Below are 17,600 nucleotides of genomic sequence, written 5' to 3' on the forward strand. Positions count from 1 at the left end.
CGGCGGCTATTTCTTCAGCTTGTCCCGCAAGGCGGCCAGTTTTGCGAATGGCGAGTCCGGGTCGACCCTGACCGGCCTTTCCTCGCGCGGCTTCTGCTGGAAAGCCGGACGGCGCTCGCCCTTGTCGCCGTTGCGTCCGTCAGGCTTGCCGCGGCCCTGCTTGTCCTTGAAGCGGCGCTCGAAGCGGCCCTTGCCGCCTTCACCCTCCGGCTTCTGCCGTTCCGGCTGGCCATCGCGCCTTTGCCTTTCCGGCTGACCCTCGCGCGTCTGCCGGTCCGGCTGGGCCTCCCGGTCATTGCGCCGGTTACGGCCGCGATTGTCGTGGCGGTTGCGCTGGCGGTCGCCGAAGCGGCCGGGGCGCCACAGCATGATGGGCTTTTCCTCTTCCGCCTGCTCCTTCACAGATCCGACGGCGGGAGCGGAGGCGGAGACTGGCTCGTCGGCGGTATCGGCCGCTTGGCTCGCGACGCTCGCGGCTTCCGCGCCGGGCACGGGGTTCGGCGCCCAGGTGGCGGCCTCGAGCGGGGCGTCTTCGGTTGTTGCCGGTTTTTCGGGCTCGGCGTCCTGCGCGGCGGCTGCTTCCGGCGGTTCGGTCGAAAGCGCCGGAGATGCCGGTGCGTCCGCCTCGTCGACGGGCGGGACACCGGCTTCCACCGCCACGGCGACTCCAGCCTGAACGTCGGCTGCGGCCTCTCCGAGTGACTGCGGTTCGCCCTCTTCATGCTCGCCGAGTGCCGCGGCCGCCGCTTCACGCAACGTGTCATCGCCTGCCGGCTGTTCTTCCGTGGTGTCCGTCCCGGCTTCCGAAAGAGCGGCGGCATCCCCTAGGTAATGCGGTTCGCCTTCGGACGGGATTCCGAGCGCTGCGGCGGCGGTCTCGGCCGCTGCTTCCATGCCTTCGCCCGTCGCGCCCCCGGCATCCGGGGTCTCGGACGACGCGGCCTGCGCCGCCCCGTCGAGGTTCTGCGGCTCACTCTCACCGCTCTCGCCGAGAGCCGCCGCGGCCGTCTCGGCAAGCGCGCGCGCGGCATCGGCTTCCTTTTTCGCCGCCTCGTCGGCGGCAGCCTTGCGTGCGGCCTCGTCGAGCGATTCCAGCCGCGACCTGACGTCCGCCGCCGGCCTGGGCTCGCCGCGGTAGCCGAGGCCTTTCAGGATCTCTTCCATGTCCTCGGCGGTGGCGCCGAGGATAGACATCATTGGCGGGATGACGATGAAGGCCGCCCCATCGAAGGCGCCTTCCGGACGCTTGCCCGTGCCCGGACGCCAGGAGAGTGCCGGACGGATGAGGTCAGCGAGGCGCTCCAGGATGTCCACCCGCACGGCGCGGCGGCCAAGCAGCCGATAGCCCGCCAGCCGGTAGAACTCCTTCTCGTATGTCGCGTCGACGACCAGCGAGGTACGGCCCGTGGCCAGTGCGTTGACCACGTCGCCGAAGCCGGGCTTGTCCTTGCCGTCGTTGGCCAGCGCCCAAAGCAGGGTGACGAGGCCGGCGGGGCCCGGCTTCAGGAGCATGGGGATGAAGACGTGATAGGCGCCGAAGCGGACGCCGAGCCGCCGCAATGCCGCGCGCGCTTCCTGGTCGAGCCCCTTGATCTCGTCGGCAATGTCGCGCCGGTTGATGATGCCCAGGTTTTCTACCAGTCGGAAGGCGACGCCGCGCGCCATGCCCGAGAGCTGCTCCGCATTCTTGAGATCCAGAAGCGGCTTCAGCAGGCTCTCGATCTGGAAGTTCGCGTAGCGTTCGATGCGGGCGAAAACCTTGTCCCGGGAAGGACCCGTCAGCTGCTCGTCGGCGAACAGCACGATCCGAGGCTTCAGCACGTCGTCGCCGGCGACCAGCGTCGCGACGGGCGCGCCGATCCAGCGCAGGATGCCGTCGGAGCCGAGCGCGAAGTCGCCGTTGCCGGCGGCCCCGAAGCGTTCGGCGCGGTTATCGAACTCGGTCGCCAGCGCCTTCTGCGCGGCCGCGCGAACCGCCTTGGCGTCTTCACCGCCCGCCGACTGATCGGCGGTGAAGCGGAACCCCTGCAGCTCCCCGACGTGGTGGCCTTCGACGAGGACCTCTCCGGCAGGATTGATTTCAGCCTCAAGCATCGTGTTTTCTCTCAGGCGCCTCATGAGAACGGATGTCCTGCGGTCAACGAACCGTTTCGTCAACCGTTCATGCAGGGCATCCGAAAGTCTGTCCTCGATCTCACGCGTTTTTTCCTGCCAGTGTGCCGGATCGGCAAGCCAGCCGGGTCGGTGGGACACGAAGGTCCAGGTGCGGATCTGGGCGATGCGCTGCGACAGCGTGTCGATGTCGCCATCGGTCGAGTCGGCGCGGCGCACCTGCTCGCCCATGTAGTTTTCGTCGACATGACCGTGCCGCGCGAGATCGGAAAAGATCGAGGCGATCAAATCGGCGTGCTGGGCTGGCGCGATCCGGCGGTAGTCCGGCAACGCGCAGGCTTCCCACAGCAGCGCCACCCGCTGGGGCCGGTCAGCCAGCGCGCGGATGTCCTCCTCGCGCGAGACGTGATCCAGCGCCTGGGCGTCGACTGCGGGCAGGGCCCTGGTGAGGCCATCGACCGGGGCGGGCGTCTCGACCGAACGCTTGAGCGCGTCGAGGCTGGCGAAATCGAACTGGGCGGTGCGCCATTGCAGGACCCGGACAGGCTCGAAATCGTGGCCCTCGATCTTCTCGACGAGGTCGTCCTCGAAGGGATCAACCTGGCCGGTGACCCCGAAAGTGCCGTCGCGCATGTGGCGCCCGGCGCGGCCGGCGATCTGGCCGAGTTCGGCGGCCGACAACTGCCTGTACTGGAATCCGTCGAACTTCCGGTTCTGGGCGAAACCGACATGATCGACATCGAGGTTCAGGCCCATGCCGATCGCGTCGGTGGCGACGAGGAAATCGACGTCGCCGGACTGGTAGATCTCGACCTGCGCGTTGCGGGTCCGCGGCGACAGAGCGCCCAGCACGACCGCCGCGCCGCCGCGCTGGCGGCGTATCAGTTCCGCGATGCCGTAGACCTCGTCGGCCGAGAAGGCGACGATGGCGGAACGGCGCGGCAGTCGCGTGATCTTCTTCGATCCGGCATAGGCGAGATGCGACATGCGCGGGCGGGTGACGACGGAGACGCCTTTCAGCAGCTTCTGCAATATGCCGGCCATGGTGGCGGCGCCGAGCAGAAGCGTCTCGTCCCTCCCGCGCAGATGCAGGATACGGTCGGTGAAGACGTGGCCGCGCTCGAGGTCGCCGGCCAGCTGCACCTCGTCGATGGCCACGAAGGAGGCGTTGGTCTCACGCGGCATGGCCTCGACGGTGCAGACGGAATACCGCGCGCCGGGAGGCTGGATCTTCTCCTCGCCGGTGATCAGCGCGACGTTCGCAGTGCCGACCTTCTCGGCGACGCGGCCATAGACCTCGCGGGCGAGCAGCCGCAGCGGAAGTCCGATGACGCCGGACGAATGCGCGACCATGCGCTCGATGGCGAGATGGGTCTTGCCGGTGTTGGTCGGTCCGAGCACGGCGGTGACGTCGCGCCCGGAAAGGATCAGCGGCGCACTGTTTGTCGTATGAACATTCATGGAACTGGAAACACGGCCCTTCGCGCCAAAGCCCCGAAACATCGCCCGTGGGTGGGTATCCGGCCTGCCAGGCCGGCGCGGCGTGGAACGGAAGACATAGGGTCTCCGCCCCGCGAACACAATCGCAAACTGTCTCGGGCGGAGCGGGACTCGGCTGGCGGGAACGAGTCCCGAACGAAACGGCTACGAATCGCTGACTCACTCCGATTCATGTTTTGTTCGATACCAGATGTGGTGTTGCGGCACTTGGTGCGGCCCCAAATGCTGAATCTTTTGAGTCACTTAGGAATCGATGCGATGGCCGGCCGGATTCAGCGCGCCTGGGCTGTCAAGATCTTTATCGCGAAGGCGGAAAAAACGCCCGCGAATAGCCAGTCGATCACACGTGTGACCCGCGGGCTCTTCTTCAAAAGTCCGGCAAAGCCATCGGCCGCCAGGACCATGGGGATCGTGACCGGAAGCGACAGCGGGATGAAGCTCAGACCGAGGAAAAACAGCTTCCCCGCAGCGTGCGGATCATCGACCGAGACGAACTGCGGCAGGAAGGTCATGAAGAACAGGATGATTTTCGGGTTGAGCAGATTGATCCCCACGCCGGTGGCCCAGTTCTGCCACACCGATCGCGCCTTCCTCGTCCGGGTGTCGGGCGAGAACGCCGAGCCCTTGGTGACCGCCTGCCATGCCAGCCAGACCAGATAGCCCGCCCCGACGATCTTCAAGACGAGGAATGCCTGCGGCGAGGCGACGATCAGCGCCGACAGTCCCAGCGCCACCATGGTCGTATGGATAACGCAGCCGGTCATGGCGCCGAACATGCAGGCGAGGCCCGCGCCGCGGCCTTCCGAGAGCGCGCGTCCGACGAAAAGCGTCATGTCGGGACCCGGCGTGATTGCAATGATGAAGGTGGCGATCGCGAACTGGAGGATCACCGCGGTTTCGGGAACGAAGGTCATGGGAACTCCGGAAGACGAGCATTCGCCGATCCGCTCTGTGTCTTGTTGCAGTGCAAGAGAAACGGCGAGGAAATACTGCAGGTGCGAAGAGGTCGGTAAATGCTGCGAAAGTCGAACCGCAGCGGCTGCTTGCATCCCGGCTCATATCGCATATTCTGGCCTCGCTGGAATATCACAATACGAGATTCAGGGAGGAACCAATGACCAGCACACCGATATCACGCCGCAGATTCTTGAAGAACACGTCGCTGGCGGGCGCAGGCGCCGCCGCGGCGACGACTCTTGCCGCGCCGGCGGTGCTCGCGCAAGCGCCGATCGTCCTGAAGATGCAGTCTTCGTGGCCGTCCTCCGACATCTTTCAGGAGATGGCGCAGCAGTATGTGGACCGGGTGCAGGAGATGTCGGGCGGACGCCTGAAGATCGACCTGCTGCCGGCCGGCGCGGTCGTGGGTGCGTTCCAGGTGCAGGATGCGGCCCATGACGGCATCATCGACGCGGCGCACACCGTTCCGGTCTACTGGTACGGCAAGAACAAGGCCGCCTCGCTCTTCGGCACGGGTCCGGTGTTCGGCGGCGACGCCAACCAGATGATCGCCTGGCTCTACCATGGCGGCGGCTACGATTTCTACCGCGAGCTGACGCAGGACGTGCTGGGGCTGAACATCGTCGGTTTCCTGAGCTTCGGCATGCCGGCCCAGCCGCTCGGCTGGTTCAAGAACGAGATCACCGACGCCAGCCAGGTCAGCGGGCTCAAGTATCGCACGGTCGGCCTCGCCGCCGATCTCTTCCAGGCGATGGGCGCCTCGGTCGCACAGCTTCCGGGCGGCGAGATCGTGCCCGCCATGGAACGCGGCGTCATCGACGCGTTCGAGTTCAACAACCCGACCTCGGACATGCGTTTCGGTGCGCAGGACGTGGCCAAGAACTACATGCTCGCGTCCTACCACCAGGCGAGCGAGTCTTTCGAGTACATCTTCAACAAGGACAAGTTCGAGAGCCTCGATCCGGACCTGCAGGCTATTTTGCGCTACGGCGTCGAAGCCGCTCACCTGGCGAACTTCGCATACGCGATGGACCAGTACTCGTCCGACCTGCAGAAGCTCCAGACCGAAAACGGCGTCAACGTCAAGCGCACGCCGGACTCCGTGCTTCAGGCGCAGCTCGAGGCCTGGGACAAGATCATGCCGCCGCTCATGGAGGACGAGTTCTTCGCCAAGGTGGTGGACAGCCAGAAGAAGTGGGTCGAGCGCGTGGTCTTCTACAGCTTGCAGAACTCGCCCGACTACCGCATGGCCTACAACCACTACTTCCCCGGAAAGCTCTGATCCGGACAACGGCCGCCTCCGCGGCGGCCGGTCGACAGCGGGCGGGGCCATTGAGGGCCCTGCCACCTGCCGCGCGGACGCGGCGCAATCGGGGCGGACATGGAAAGCTACATACGTTTCGCCGACACGCTGTCGGCCTGGTTCGGCAAGGTCTTCGGCTGGTGCGTCATGGTGATGACGTTCGGCGTAGGATACGAGGTTTTCGTGCGCTATGCGTTGAACGCGCCGACTCCCTGGGCCTTCGATCTCTCCTACATGATGTACGGCACCATGTTCATGATGGCCGGCGCCTACACTCTTTCCCGCGACGGACACGTGCGCGGCGACTTCGTCTACCGGCTCTGGTCGCCGCGGACGCAGGCCAAGGTCGAACTGGTGCTCTATTTCATTTTCTTTTTTCCCGGCGTGCTGGCGCTCGTCTTCGCCGGATGGCGCTACATCGGCCGCTCGTGGCGCTATCTCGAGGTGAGCGTCATGAGCCCGGCCAACATCCCGATCTACCAGTTCAAGACGGTGATCGTCGCCGCCGGCATCCTGCTCGTCATTCAGGGCGTCGCCCAGGTCTTCCGCTGCATCATCACGATCCGCACCGGCATGTGGCCGAAGCCGGCGGAGGACGTGGAGGAACTGGAGGCCATTCTCCAGAAAGAAGGGGCCGCGGCGCTGCGGCACGGCTCAGAGGCCGTCGATGTCGTAACGCCGAAGGGGCAATCCCGATGACCGATCCGCAAATCGCCATACTGATGCTCGGCCTGTTCATCGTCGTGATCATGCTGGGATTTCCGATCGCCTTCACGCTGATGGCGATGGGCATAGGCTTCGGTTACTACGCCTACTTCGATGCCGAGCGCATGCGGCATATCCTCGACAACCGCATCTTCGATCTCTTCGTGAACCAGACCTATTCGGTCATGGCCAACGACGTGCTGACCGCGATCCCGCTCTTCCTCTTCATGGGCTACATCGTGGAGCGGGCAAACATCGTCGACCGGCTGTTCGAGACCCTGTCGATCGCGACGCGCCGCATGCCGGGGTCCATGGCTGTCGCGGCGCTCATCACCTGCGCGCTGTTTGCGACCGCGACCGGCATCGTCGGCGCCGTCGTGACGCTGATGGGGCTGCTGGCGCTGCCCGCCATGCTGAAGGCCCGCTACGACGAACGCTTCGCCTCGGGCGTCATCTGCGCCGGCGGCACGCTCGGCATCCTCATCCCGCCGTCGATCATGCTGATCGTCTATGCCGCCGCGTCCGGCGTCTCGATCGTGCGGCTCTACGCAGGCGCCCTGCTTCCCGGGTTCCTGCTCGCGGGGATGTATCTCGTCTACATCATCGGCCGCGCCATGCTGCAGCCGTCGCTCGCACCCCGGCCGGAGGAGCCGGAAGAGCCGATCCCGACCGCAAAACTCGCCTGGATGCTGCTGACGTCGTTCTTTCCGCTGGCGATCCTGATCCTGTCGGTGCTCGGCGCGATCCTCTTCGGGCTCGCCACGCCTTCGGAGGCGGCTTCCATCGGCGCGCTCGGCGGGCTCGTGCTGGCGATCGCCTACCGCGCCCTCACGTGGAAGCGGCTGCAGGAATCCGTCTATCTCACCGTGCGGACGACCGCGATGGTGTGCTGGCTGTTCGTCGGTTCCTGGACCTTCTCGTCGGTCTTCTCCTATCTCGGCGGCGAGCACATCGTGCGCGACTTCGTGATGGGGCTCGACATGACGCCGCTGCAGTTCCTCATCCTCGCGCAGATCATCATCTTCCTACTCGGATGGCCGCTGGAATGGTCGGAGATCATCATCATCTTCGTGCCGATCTTCCTGCCGCTGCTGCCGCTGTTCGACATCGACCCGCTGTTCTTCGGCATCCTGATCGCGCTCAACCTGCAGACCTCTTTCCTGACCCCGCCGATGGCGATGTCGGCCTACTATCTGAAAGGCATAGCGCCACCGCAGATCAGGCTCACGCAGATCTTCGCCGGCTCGCTGCCCTATGTCTTCATGGTCTTCATCACGATGATAATGCTCTATGTGTTTCCGCAGATCGCCTACTACCTGCCGCAGCTCTTCTATGGACGCTAGGAGGATCGCAAGATGATGGTCGATCGAGCACTGGCGCTTCTCGCGTTCCTGCTGTTTGCGGTCTTTCTCGGCATCATCGCATTCTCGGTGAAGCGGGTGGACCTGTTTGCCGCCTGTTTCATCGGGCTGGTGCTGGTGGCCTACGACATCTGGGGGCAGCTGTTTCGCCGGCGAACCTGAGGCGGACGCCATGCCGGGCAGGGCCGCGACCTTGCCCGGCTTGCCTTTCCTGCTATTAGTGCGCGCGAAATCCATCGGCGCCGCGCCGCGGTGCCTTCATTCGTGAGCACATCATGACCAAGTGGAAAGACGTCAAGAAGGTCGTGCTCGCCTATTCGGGCGGGCTGGACACCTCCATCATCCTCAAATGGCTCCAGACCGAACTGGGTGCCGAGGTCGTGACCTTCACCGCCGACCTCGGGCAGGGTGTCGACGACCTTGAGCCGGCGCGCCGCAAGGCGGAGATGATGGGCGCGAAGGAGATCTTCATCGAGGACGTGCGCGAGGAATTCGTCTCCGATTTCGTCTTCCCGATGTTCCGCGCCAACGCAGTCTATGAAGGCACCTATCTGCTGGGAACCTCGATCGCCCGGCCGCTGATCTCCAAGCACCTTGTCGACATCGCGCGCGAGACAGGCGCCGACGCGGTCGCGCACGGCGCCACCGGAAAGGGCAACGACCAGGTCCGCTTCGAGCTGTCGGCCTATGCGCTGAACCCCGACATCAAGGTGATCGCGCCGTGGCGCGACTGGTCGTTCAAGTCGCGCACCGATCTTCTCGACTTCGCCGAAAAGCACCAGATCCCGATCGCCAAGGACAAGCGCAACGAGGCGCCGTTCTCAGTCGACGCCAACCTTCTGCACTCCTCGTCGGAAGGAAAGGTGCTGGAGGAGACCTGGGACGAACCGCCGGAATATGTCTACCAGCGCACCGTCTCGCCAATGGACGCGCCGGACAAGGTCACCGAGATCACCATCGGTTTCGAGAAGGGCGATGCGGTGTCGATCGACGGCAAACGCCTGTCGCCGGCGACGCTGCTTTCCGCCCTCAACGACCTCGGCCGCGACAACGGCATCGGCCGGCTCGACCTTGTCGAAAACCGCTTCGTCGGCATGAAGTCCCGCGGCGTCTACGAGACGCCGGGCGGCACCATCCTGCTTGCCGCGCACCGCGCCATCGAGTCCCTGACGCTCGACCGGGGCGCCGCGCATCTCAAGGACGACATCATGCCCCGCTATGCGGAGCTGATCTACAACGGCTTCTGGTACTCGCCCGAGCGCGAGATGCTGCAGGCGCTGATCGACAAGAGCCAGGAGGACGTCGAGGGCGACGTGCGGCTGAAGCTCTACAAGGGCAACGTCATCGTGACCGGCCGCCGCTCGCCCAAGTCGCTCTACCGCAACGACCTCGTCACCTTCGAGGACGATCGCGGCGCTTACGACCAGAAAGACGCCGAAGGCTTCATCCGCCTGAATGGCCTGCGCCTGCGGACGCTCGCCGCGCGCGACAGGAGGGGGTAACCGGCATCGATGGCGGTTGGACCAAGCGTTCGGCCGCCGTTCTCGATTGACACTTCCCTAAATCGATTTAACTCCTTTTCCGTTCCGGATCAGCCGAGTTCATGATGACAGACGATGCGACGAGAGCGCTCCGCGGCCGCCGGGCGGTGGCGGCGATGTTTCTGGTGAACGGCTTCCTGATCGGAAGCTGGGCGCCGCAGATCCCGGTCACGCTGGCGCGGCTGGAGATCACCGAATTCACGCTCGGCCTCCTGATCCTGACCTTTGGTATCGGCGCGCTGGTGGCGATGCCGACCTGCGGCTACCTGATCGGGCGGTTCGGGTCGCGCTGGACGGTGCGCATCTTCGGCGTTATCAGCTGTTTCGGCTTGCTGGCGGTCGCGCTCTCGCCCGGGATCGTCACCGCGGGCATCACGCTGTTCCTGTTCGGCGGGTTCATCGGCGGCATGGACGTCGCCATGAATGCCAACGCCGTGGAGGTGGAGAAGCAGCTCCGCCGGGCGATCATGTCGTCGTCGCACGGCTTCTGGAGCGTCGGCGGCTTCATCGGCGGCGGCGCGGGCGGCGCGCTGATCGAGGCGCAGGGCTACCTGTTTCACGCCGGCGTGGTGACCGCCGCGGCGCTGCTCGTCACGCTCGCCGGTCTCCGCTTTCTGGTGACCGAACCGCGGCCGGAGGCGCACGAGGTACGGCGCTTCGCCCTGCCTCGTAATCCGGCTGTCTATCTTGTCGGGCTGATCGCGCTCTTCTCGATGATCCCTGAAGGCGCGGTGCTCGACTGGGCCGCGCTCTACCTGCGCCAGGAACGGGGCGCGGATCTCGCTACCGCCGGCTTCGGCTTCGCGGCGTTCTCGGGTGCGATGGCATTGATGCGGTTTGTCGGTGACCGGGTCCGCAACCGTTTCGGCGCGGTGACGACGTTGCGGGTCTCGAGCCTGATCGCGGCTGCGGGAATGTTCGTCGCGGGTTTCGCGCCCGAACCGTGGCTTGCAATTGCCGCCTTCGCCTTTGCCGGCCTCGGAATCGCCAACATGGTCCCTATCGCCTTTTCGGCGGCGGGCAATCAGCCCGGCACCTCGTCCGGCGCATCGCTCAGCACGGTCACGCTGATGGGCTATTCCGGCATCCTCGTCGCGCCGTCGGCCATCGGCTATGTCGGCGAGCATGTCGGCTTCGCGCCGGTCTATGTGGCCGTCTCCGTGCTCCTCATCGTCGTCTGTCTCATGGCCGGTCTGGCGAGAAGCGCGGAGTTCACTCATCACCGCGCGCCGGCTCAGCCTTCGGCATAAGTCTTCAGTTGCTCGTAGAGAAAGTCCGCCACCCGGCGGATGCGGGCGCTGGTGCGCACGTCGCGATGCATGGCCAGCCACATCGGCAGCGTAGGCAGGGGCATGCCCGGGAGGATCGCCTCCACGAGCGGCTCGCGCGCCACCAGCGGCACCTGTGCGAAGCCTATGCCGTTGCCCGCCCGGATCGCCTCCCAGAAGACGATCTGGTTGTCGCTACGGAACCGGAAGCCGTGGCGATCGATCTCGACACCGAAGTCGCGAAAACCGTTGATCAGGTCCATGCCGCGGTCGTAGCCGACCAGGTCATGACCGACGAGTTCCTCCGGTGTGGCGGGCCGGCCGCGCCGGCCGAGATAGGATGTGGCTGCACAGGCGGTCAGCCGAATGTCGGTGATCTTGCGGGCGACCAGGTCGAGCTGCGCCGGTTCGACCATACGGATCGCGATGTCGGCGTCGCGCCGCAGCAGGTTCTCGACCTGGTTCGACGCCACGATCTCGATCTCAATGCCAGGCTCAACATCCGCAAAGGTGGCCATCATGGACGGGAGCACGTAGGCGGAGACGATTTCGCTTGCCGCGATCCGCACCGTGCCCGCGACCGCTTCCGTCGCGCCGAGCGCCAGCCGCGAGATCGCCTCGGCCTGTTCGCGCATGGCCTGGGCGCGGCCCAGCAGGGCGATGCCGTCGTCCGACAGTTCGTAGCCGGCACGCCCGCGACGGAAGAGCTTTATTCCCAGCTCCCGCTCCAGTTCGGCGACATGCCGGCCGACGGACGGCTGGCTGACCCCGATCCCGCGGGCGGCTGCCGAGAGACTGCCGGTCTCGGCCACCGCGACGAAGCTCTTGAGCAGGTTCCAGTCCATCGCGCCTATTCAATTATGAATATCAGTTCCGCAACAATAGGGAATTATCATTCATCTGCAAAGGGCGTACCTCTCCGTCATCCAATCGGAACAAAGGAGAACAGCCATGCAGACGATCGCGATCCTCGGTGCGGCGGGACGTGTCGGCGACGCGGCGGCCCGTGCCTTCGTTAAGGCCGGATGGCGGGTGAAAGGGGTCGCCCGCAGCAGCAAGGGTGACCAACTTGCGCCGGGCGTGGAGTGGGTGAAGGCGGACGCCTTCGACCGCCGGTCGCTCGTCGCTGCCTGCAGGGGGGCCGACGTGGTGCTCAACGCGCTCAATCCGCAATACACGGAATGGGAGGAGAAGGTCATGCCGATGGCAGAAAACGTCGTGGCGGCGGTGGAAGCCGCTGGCGCGACGCAACTCCTACCCGGCAACGTCTACAATTTCGGCCTCGAGATCGCTGTCGGCACACGGGAGGACGCGCCGCAAGTACCCTCCACGCCGAAGGCGCGCATCCGGATCGCCATGGAAGAACTTTTCCGGCGCAAGGCCGGGGAGTCAGGCGTCCAGACCCTGGTGTTGCGGGCCGGCGACTTCTATGGCGGCGTGAAGCGCGAAGCGTGGCTCGACCTCATGATCCTGTCGAAGCTGAAGAAGGACGTCTTCATATGGCCCGGCCCGATGGACCTTCCACACGCCTTCGCTTATCTGCCGGATCTGGGTGAGGCATTCGTGCGGCTGGCGGAAAAGCGCGGGGAACTGCCGGTGTTCGATCGCTTCCACTTCGCCGGCCACTCTTTGACGGGAACGCAGATGAAAGCGGCGACCGAGGAAGCCGTGGGGCGTCCGCTGTCGCGGCGCGGCGTGCCCTGGACGCTGCTTCGGGCGGGTGGCCTGTTCGTTCCGATGCTGCGCGAACTCGTCGTGATGTCGTATCTGTGGCGAACGCCGCACTCGCTCGATGGCAGCAAGATCGAAGCGGCGCTCGGCCCCTTGCCGACGACGGACCCCGTCCGGGCGATCAGGCAGGCCGTGGCAGATCTGGCGCTCGACCGCGAAACGCGCGCGATGGCCGCCTGACAACCGAAACGGGAAGAAAACGAAGCCGCCGACGCCTCGCGTCGGCGGCTTCGGTTCGTGTCGATGTCAGATCCTGCCCATCAGGACAAGGATCAGGAGCACGACCAGGATCAGGCCGATGATGCCAGAGGGGCCATAGCCCCAGCCGCGCGAATGCGGCCAGGCCGGAATGGCGCCGAGAAGGATCAGGATGAGGATGATGATGAGAATGGTGGTCAGTGTCACGCTTTCGCCTCCAGTCGGGTTGGAGGATCAACAATGCGTGAGGACGTATGTTGTTCCTGAAGATGCCCGCGCGGGATGAGAGTTTGTTCCCGATCAGAACTTTCCCGCCTAAGCGACGAGGATCACCACGGCGAGGATGGTCCCCGTGATGATCGAAGGCGCCCAGCGCCAGCGGCGCGCCCAAGGCCAGTTCGGCAGGACAGCGATCAAGGCCAGGATCAGGACGATGATGATGAAAGTCGTCGAAGACACGGCTTTCTCCGGGTACGGCCGCAGGCCCATGCCTGTTCGGTCGCCCGGTCCCGGGCGGCGGCTACTCGGCCGCCTTGGGCAGCGCGTCCGGCTCGCGATCATTGGCGGCGCTCTGCGGCGTCTTGCTTTTCTCGACCTTGTTCCCGCGCCGGAAGAGGCGCGACCAGAAGCTCTTCGTCGCGCGATGCTTGTCGCGCGTGAAGACCATCAGCGCCGACGGCGTCACCACCAGGGTCAGCACCGTCGAGAATGCCAGGCCGAAGACGATCGCCGATGACAGCGAGATCCACCACTGCGTGGACGGCGCGTTGATGGTCGTCTCGTGGTGGAAAAGTTCCAGCCCCAGGCCAAAGGCGATGGGCAGCACGCCCAGGATCGCCGAGAGCGCGGTCAGCACCACGGGCCGGGCACGTTCGCGGCAAGTCTGGAGCACGGCCTCCAGCTTCTCCCAGCCTTCCGAGCGCAGCCGGTCGTAGGTGTCGATCAGCACGATGTTGTTGTTCACCACCACGCCGGCGAGCGCGATGACGCCGATGCCTGACATGACGATGCCGAAGGGTTGGCCGGTGATCAGCAGGCCGAGGAAGACGCCGATGGTCGACATGACCACCGTCATCAAGACCAGGAACACGCTGGTGAACTTGTTGAACTGCGCCAGAAGCACGATGAAGATCAGGAAGAGCGCCGCGCCGAAGGCATTGCCGAGGAAGGCGCTAGCCTCCTCGCTGTCCTCGTTGGAGCCGGCGAGCTTCCAGCGGACGTCGCCGAGTTCCATGCCGTCGACGGCCTGCGCCACCTGCTGCTGGACGGCCGCGACCTGCAAGCCCGAGGCGACGTTCGCCTGGACGACGACGGTGCGTTCGCCGTCGATGCGGTTCAGCGTTCCGACGCGCGGCTCGGGCTTGCGCGTGACGAAGTTCGAGATCGGCACCGAGCCCTGCGCGGTCTCGATCCGAAGTTGGTCGAGTGAGGACAGCGTACGCCGGTCTTCCGGCAGGCGCAGGCGGATGTCCACTGCGTCGTCTGCCGATTCCGGGCGGTAATCAGTAAGCTTCACGCCGGTCGTAACGAGCTGCACAACGGTGCCGACCGCATTGGGGCTGATCCCGTACTGGGCCGCCTTGGCGCGATCGACCTCAAGCGCCCAGTCGACGCCGGGCGGCGGCAGGCCGTCGGAAATGTCGATGACGCCCGGGACTTCGGCGATGCGGGCCGCCACCTCGCGCGCGCGGTCGTCCAGCCCATCGGGGTCGGTCGCCGACAGCCGCACCTGGATCGCCTTGCCCGTCGGCGGGCCCGATTCCGGCACGCGGACCTCGACGTCGACGCCGGGAATGCCGGCCATCGCGACACGCAGATCGGCCAGGATGTCGTTGGCCGACTTGCGCTCGCGCCAGTCGATGAATTCGTACTGGATGACCCCGACCACGTCTTCGGGGATGTCGGCGCCGCCGCCCTGCGTCTTGCCGACGCGCGTATAGACGGATTCCACGCCAGGCCAGCCGAGCAAGCGCTGCTCGGCCGCGCGGGTGGCGGCGTCCATCTCGGCGAGAGAGAGATTGCCCCTCGCGTGGACGTAGAGAAGGCCGTAGTCCGGTTCGACCGAGGGGAAGAACTCGACGCCCGCGCCGTACTTCGTATAGGCGAACTGAACGCTGACGAGCAGCGCCACGGTCAGCAGGAGCACCGTCTTGGGAAACCGTACCGCCTGCCGGACGACGCCCATGTACCAGCCGTCGCGCTGCGGCTCGTCGTCGTCATGCACATGCGCCTTGGCGAAGATCGCGCCCAGCGTGGGCGTGAAGATGAGCGCGTAGAGCATCGAGGCGGCCAGCGTCACGATGAGCGTGATCGGCATGTACTTCATGAAGTCGCCAACCACGCCCGGCCAGAACAGCAGCGGCGAGAAGGCGGCGATGCGCGTCAGTGTCGCCGCGATCACCGGCCCGGCCATGCGCCGCGCGGCAAGATCGAAGGCGTCCGCCTTGGGCATGCCTTCCGACATGCGGCGCTCGGCAAACTCGGTGACGATGATGGCGTCGTCCACCAGCATGCCGACGGCCAGGATGAGGCTGAAAAGCACCACCATGTTGATGGTGAAGCCCATAAGGGCAAGCAGCAGGATGCCGGTCAGGAACGAGGTCGGGATGGCGAGGCCGATCAGCAGCGACGCGCGTCCGGACAGCACGTAGAGGATGATGATGAAGACCAGGATGACCGCGATCAGCACGTGGTTCTGCAGATCGTTGAGCAGCTGGTTGATGAAGACCGACTTGTCTTGCGTGTAGGTGACGTGCATGCCTTCCGGCAGGCTCTTCTGGAATTCGTCCGAGAGTGCCTTCACCTGCTCGACCGTATGGACGAGGTTTTCGCCGATGCGCTTCTTCACCTCGATGGCGATGGCGGGCCGGCCGTTGAGCCGCGTGATCGTTTCCGCGTCCTTGTAGGTCGAGCGGATGGTCGCGATGTCCTTGGCCTCGACGACCGCATTCGGTCCGGCGACGATCGGCAGTTCGGCCACGTCCTCGACAGTCTCGATCAGCGAGGGGACCTTGACGGCGTACTTGCCTTCCTCGCCCTCGATCGTGCCGGCCGCGACGAGGCTGTTGGAGGCGTTCACCGCCGCGATCATCTGATCGAGCTGGAAGCCGTAGGAGGAGAGCTTCATCGGGTCGATGATGACCTCGACGAGATCGTCGCGCGCGCCCTGCAACGTGCCTTCGAGCACGCCGGGGATCTCCTCGATCCGGTCGCGCAGTTCTCGCGCGGCGGTGGTGAGAACCCGCTCCGGCACGTCGCCCGACAGTGTGACGACGAGGACCGGGAATTCGGAGACGTTGACCTCGTTGACGGTCGGCTCCTCGGCGTCGCGCGGCAGGTCGGCGCGCGCGTCGGAGACCTTGTTACGCGTCTCCTCCAGCGCGGTGGAGAGGTCTGTCGAGGGATCGAACTCGAGCAGCACGTAGCCACCGCCCTGATAGGCGGCCGAGCGCATTTCCTTGACGCCCTTCAGGCTCTTCAGCTTGGTCTCGACCGGCCGCAGCAGGAGTCGCTCCGAATCCTCCGGGGATATGCCCTGGTAGGCCAGGCTGACATAGAGGACCGGTATCGCGACGTCGGGCTCCGCCTCCTTGGGCAGGGCCTGATACGCCAGTGCCCCGGCGATCAAGAAAAACATCATGATCGACAGGGTCAGGCGCGCGTTGCGTATGGCGATGCTAACGATGTTCATGGATCGCTACATCCCGTCGGCGAGATTGCCGACCAGCTTCTCGATCGTCGCACGATCCGCTTCCTTCGGATCGACGACGTCGCCCTCGGTCACCAGTTCCTGTCCGGCGACGATGATGCGGGCGTCGGCGGGGATGCCGGCGAGCACCAGCCCGCGCGGCGTGTCGTCGACGAGGTCGATCGGATAGAACACCACCTTGTTGTCGCCGTCGATCGCGCGCACGCCGAGATCGCCGGCCGCACTGAGTGTGACGACGGAGCGCGGCAGCACGGTGGAATCCACCGGCTCGGCGCGCAGCGTGATCTCGGCTGTCATGCCGGCGGGGATGCTCGCGTCATCGTTCGGGATCGCGACCTCAACGCGGAAAGTCCGTGTCTGGGTGGACGCGTCGCGACTGATGTAGCGGATGGTGCCTTCGACGCTGTCGCCGTTGACCAGCCGTACGTCCGCCTTGTCGCCGACGCCGACGTAGCCGATGCTGACTTCGCCGACTTCCCCGATTGCGAGGATGGGATCGAGGTTGAGGATGGTCGCTACCTCGGCGCCCTGCATGAGCGAGCTTCCCGCCTCGACTGGAACCGTGTCGACGAGCCCGGAGAAGGGTGCCCGGATTTCGATGCGATCGAGTTCGGCCTTCGACGCCTCCAACTGGGATTGTGCCGTCGCCATGCCCGTGCGGGCGCTGTCGAGCTGGAGCTTGGCGACGTTGCCGCTCTTGGCCAGCCGCTCGGCGGCATCGAGTTCGGCCTGGCGCTGCGAGAGCATGGCTTCAGCCATCTCGACCGCGGCCTGCTTGCCTTCGGTCTCGAGACGCAGGATCAGGTCGCCCTTCTTGACGCGGCTACCCTTTTCGACGGCTAGCTCTTCGATGATCCCGCCGGTCCGCGCGGCGAGCTTCGTGCGCTGGTTGGCCTCCGTGGTGCCGGAAATGCGGATGGCGCGTGCGTGCTGGATGCGCGGCGGCGTGACGACCGCGACGACGCGCGGCGCAACGGCCGGTTCGTCAGTGACGGTCTCGGCCGCCGGCTCCGCGGACTGCGACACGGCACTGCCGACGGAGGAGAACTCTCCGGTCGCGATCCATGCAGCGGAGGCGGCGAAGACGACGATCGCCGCCATTTTGTGAAATCTGTACTTCGCCATTTCAAGATCCCGCGGCGTACGCCCCGCAGCCTTTGCGCCGACCGGGCGTGCGGCTCATGTGGGAGATACCCGTGCTGTATTCAACCAAAG

The 17,600-nt window shown here is 65.5% G+C and carries 14 protein-coding genes; 7 read left to right on the forward strand and 7 right to left on the reverse strand.

What is annotated here, in order from left to right:
• Window positions 1-6: 6 nt before the first annotated feature.
• A complete protein-coding gene (locus ABGN05_RS10695; protein WP_367953994.1) occupies window positions 7-3,573 on the reverse strand; it encodes a helicase-related protein in 3,567 nt (1,188 codons plus the stop codon).
• 311 nt (window positions 3,574-3,884) lie between these two features.
• Entirely contained in the window at window positions 3,885-4,526 is a 642-nt protein-coding gene (locus ABGN05_RS10700; RefSeq protein WP_367953995.1) for a LysE family translocator, read from the reverse strand.
• A gap of 200 nt (window positions 4,527-4,726) precedes the next feature.
• On the opposite strand from ABGN05_RS10700, the gene ABGN05_RS10705 reads away from it, so the two are divergent.
• From ABGN05_RS10705 to ABGN05_RS10730, 6 genes are all read left to right on the forward strand, one after another.
• Window positions 4,727-5,851 (forward strand): TRAP transporter substrate-binding protein, encoded by a 1,125-nt coding sequence (locus ABGN05_RS10705; protein WP_367953996.1) that lies wholly within the window; start codon window positions 4,727-4,729, stop codon window positions 5,849-5,851.
• Window positions 5,852-5,950: 99 nt separating this feature from the next.
• Entirely contained in the window at window positions 5,951-6,571 is a 621-nt protein-coding gene (locus ABGN05_RS10710) for a TRAP transporter small permease subunit (RefSeq protein WP_367953997.1), read from the forward strand.
• A complete protein-coding gene (locus tag ABGN05_RS10715; protein ID WP_367953998.1) occupies window positions 6,568-7,920 on the forward strand; it encodes a TRAP transporter large permease in 1,353 nt (450 codons plus the stop codon). The genes ABGN05_RS10710 and ABGN05_RS10715 overlap by 4 nt, the downstream gene beginning before the upstream one ends.
• A 12-nt stretch (window positions 7,921-7,932) precedes the next feature.
• Entirely contained in the window at window positions 7,933-8,100 is a 168-nt protein-coding gene (locus ABGN05_RS10720) for a hypothetical protein (protein WP_367953999.1), read from the forward strand.
• Window positions 8,101-8,213: 113 nt separating this feature from the next.
• Window positions 8,214-9,440: an argininosuccinate synthase gene (locus ABGN05_RS10725; RefSeq protein WP_367954000.1), complete on the forward strand. Its 1,227-nt coding sequence runs from the start codon at window positions 8,214-8,216 to the stop codon at window positions 9,438-9,440.
• Window positions 9,441-9,541: 101 nt separating this feature from the next.
• Window positions 9,542-10,729: an MFS transporter gene (locus tag ABGN05_RS10730; RefSeq protein WP_367954001.1), complete on the forward strand. Its 1,188-nt coding sequence runs from the start codon at window positions 9,542-9,544 to the stop codon at window positions 10,727-10,729.
• Here the strand turns inward: ABGN05_RS10730 and ABGN05_RS10735 are convergent.
• Complete coding sequence (locus tag ABGN05_RS10735; protein WP_367954360.1) at window positions 10,714-11,601, reverse strand: LysR family transcriptional regulator; 888 nt, start codon at window positions 11,599-11,601, stop codon at window positions 10,714-10,716. The two genes, ABGN05_RS10730 and ABGN05_RS10735, sit on opposite strands and share 16 nt — an antisense overlap.
• Before the next feature lie 97 nt (window positions 11,602-11,698).
• Between ABGN05_RS10735 and ABGN05_RS10740 the strand changes: the two genes are divergently transcribed.
• Window positions 11,699-12,658, forward strand: coding sequence for an NmrA family NAD(P)-binding protein (locus tag ABGN05_RS10740; RefSeq protein WP_367954002.1), 960 nt, complete (start codon window positions 11,699-11,701; stop codon window positions 12,656-12,658).
• Between the two features lie 66 nt (window positions 12,659-12,724).
• On the opposite strand, the gene ABGN05_RS10745 is transcribed toward ABGN05_RS10740, so the two are convergent.
• The 4 genes from ABGN05_RS10745 to ABGN05_RS10760 form a co-directional block, all read right to left on the reverse strand.
• Window positions 12,725-12,883 carry a DUF3309 family protein gene (locus ABGN05_RS10745; RefSeq protein ID WP_072601392.1) on the reverse strand — a complete coding sequence of 53 codons (159 nt, stop codon included), beginning with the start codon at window positions 12,881-12,883 and terminating at the stop codon, window positions 12,725-12,727.
• A gap of 108 nt (window positions 12,884-12,991) precedes the next feature.
• Window positions 12,992-13,135: a DUF3309 family protein gene (locus tag ABGN05_RS10750; RefSeq protein ID WP_367954003.1), complete on the reverse strand. Its 144-nt coding sequence runs from the start codon at window positions 13,133-13,135 to the stop codon at window positions 12,992-12,994.
• A gap of 61 nt (window positions 13,136-13,196) precedes the next feature.
• The gene (locus tag ABGN05_RS10755) at window positions 13,197-16,367 is read right to left on the reverse strand and encodes an efflux RND transporter permease subunit (protein WP_367954004.1); all 3,171 of its coding nucleotides are present in this window, start codon (window positions 16,365-16,367) and stop codon (window positions 13,197-13,199) included.
• 6 nt (window positions 16,368-16,373) lie between these two features.
• On the reverse strand, window positions 16,374-17,510 hold the full coding sequence (locus ABGN05_RS10760) for an efflux RND transporter periplasmic adaptor subunit (protein ID WP_367954005.1): 1,137 nt from the start codon (window positions 17,508-17,510) through the stop codon (window positions 16,374-16,376).
• Window positions 17,511-17,600 lie beyond the last annotated feature (90 nt).

The sequence above is a fragment of the Aquibium pacificum genome (assembly GCF_040839445.1).
Taxonomy (GTDB): domain Bacteria; phylum Pseudomonadota; class Alphaproteobacteria; order Rhizobiales; family Rhizobiaceae; genus Aquibium; species Aquibium pacificus.